We start from the raw sequence: 1,665 nt of genomic DNA, 5'->3' as shown, positions 1-1,665 counted from the left end.
AGAGCGACCGATCCAGCACCGCCGACTATCGCTGCTGCGACCCAAAGCGGTAGTGCTCGTGGTTGAACTCCGGCACCGGAGTCATTCTGGATCAACAAGTTCCCACGAAGCGCTTGAGCTTCCGAAGAGCTGATTTCGCCCTTCTTTTCAGCCGAATCAATGGCTTCGGCGAAACTATCGGTGGCTTGTTCGGCGTCTGAACGCGTTAGCCCAATGTCTTCAAATCACATTCGGTCAGGTAAGGAACCTCCGAAGGCTGGGACCGGACTGTGCTGCTGGCCGGTGCAGGAAGCGGAGGCGACGGCGTTTGCTGCACTTCCTCCCAACCCGGTCATGGCCAGTGTGCAGGCGCGGGTGAATCCGAGCGCGGTACGATTGCGATTCTTCATTATGCTTCGCAACTTCCAGAAACTGTGTTGATTTTGACACTTCGAGCAATGCCAGCACAGAGAGTGAAAGGTGAATTGATATCAGCGTTCGGCATGAAACTCGTTTTACATGGTTGGTTATACTATTTTCTGCTGCGTCTTTTGGCGCATTGCGGGCGGCGGTGAAGCTTATAGTCATGGGACAAGCCGAGGCTTCGGGGGCGCTCGTAGCCTTAACCGTCGTTGGACCTGCCGTGGTCTTCATCTATTTTCTAGGCCGCACGGTTGGTTTGACCATGAAGTGGGGCAGAATACTCGCCAGCGGGTGGCAGGCGTTCTGGGCCATGTTTGCCATGGTTTTCGCTTTCGAACTACCCAGCCTGCTCTTTGTTTCCGGTGAGCTGTGGGACTGGGGGCTCACTGTGCTGATCGGGCTGGGACTCGCCCTGCTTGCTACCTTGTTTCTACGCCGCTTCTTCCGTTCCGGCGTCCCCAACTCGGCAGAGGATTTGGGCTGAGCCGTCGATTCGGCACTTTCCTCGTGTCGCACCCCGCGGGCCCGCTGGCCGGACGACCGCATCTGGCGTCCAAAGCGTCGGCCGAACGAGGTTCATAGCCATCGCGAAATCCGTCATCGGTTTCGCTCTTACCGCCGCAGATCGGAGACTGAGACTTATCAGGCAGGGAGGGCCCGAAGGCGACGCCCGATAGTTCGTCAGCCTCTGCATCCTTTCGCTAGAGCCCAGGGCTTCGCGGAGACTCTCCAGCCCGAGGCGACTTTAGTGCCCATCCGTGCTGCATCTGGCAAAGCTTCGATGTTGGTTCAAGACACCACTCGAGCGTGGGCATCCGGTTCGCTGTTTGGACACATGAGCAGCCAGAAAATGGGTGGCGTTCAAGACCCGGCCTCACCGCCGGTGATGTTCCATGCTTGCCCCTCGGTAATGTCGTTGCCCGACTGGCGGTCGGGATTTTATACCCGCTGTGGTGGTACGTGGACAGCTGAGCAGAGCTTCTCCTAGTGTCCCGATTCGTTAATTCGTTGCAATAGTCTTCCGATGGACGCGAGAATCTCCTCTGCGGTTTTGGGCCGGATGAATGGCTTGGGGGTTCTCGTTCCAGTCCTTGACCCATTCGCGGAGGTCCTTCTCCAGCGCTTGGACGCTGCGGTGGTCCGAGCGTTGGAGCAGGTCCCGGGTGACTTCGGCGAAGAGGCGTTCGACCTGGTTGATCCAGGAGGAGTAGGTCGGGGTGAAGTGCATGTGGAAGCGGGGGTGCTTGCCGAGCCAGGTGTTCA

The 1,665-nt window shown here is 58.2% G+C and carries 1 protein-coding gene and 1 pseudogene; one reads left to right on the top strand and one right to left on the bottom strand.

The features are described from left to right. The first annotated feature begins 565 nt into the window (after positions 1-565). The gene (locus FM101_RS08505) at positions 566-886 is read left to right on the top strand and encodes a hypothetical protein (RefSeq protein WP_086998317.1); all 321 of its coding nucleotides are present in this window, start codon (positions 566-568) and stop codon (positions 884-886) included. 516 nt (positions 887-1,402) lie between these two features. On the opposite strand, the pseudogene FM101_RS16115 reads toward FM101_RS08505, so the two are convergent. Then, a pseudogene (locus FM101_RS16115) lies at positions 1,403-1,665 on the bottom strand (hypothetical protein); the annotation flags it as partial.

Origin of the sequence: Arthrobacter rhombi, assembly GCF_900163545.1 — a bacterium.
GTDB classification, from domain to species: domain Bacteria; phylum Actinomycetota; class Actinomycetes; order Actinomycetales; family Micrococcaceae; genus Arthrobacter_H; species Arthrobacter_H rhombi_A.
This window is presented reverse-complemented; position numbering and strand designations above follow the sequence as displayed.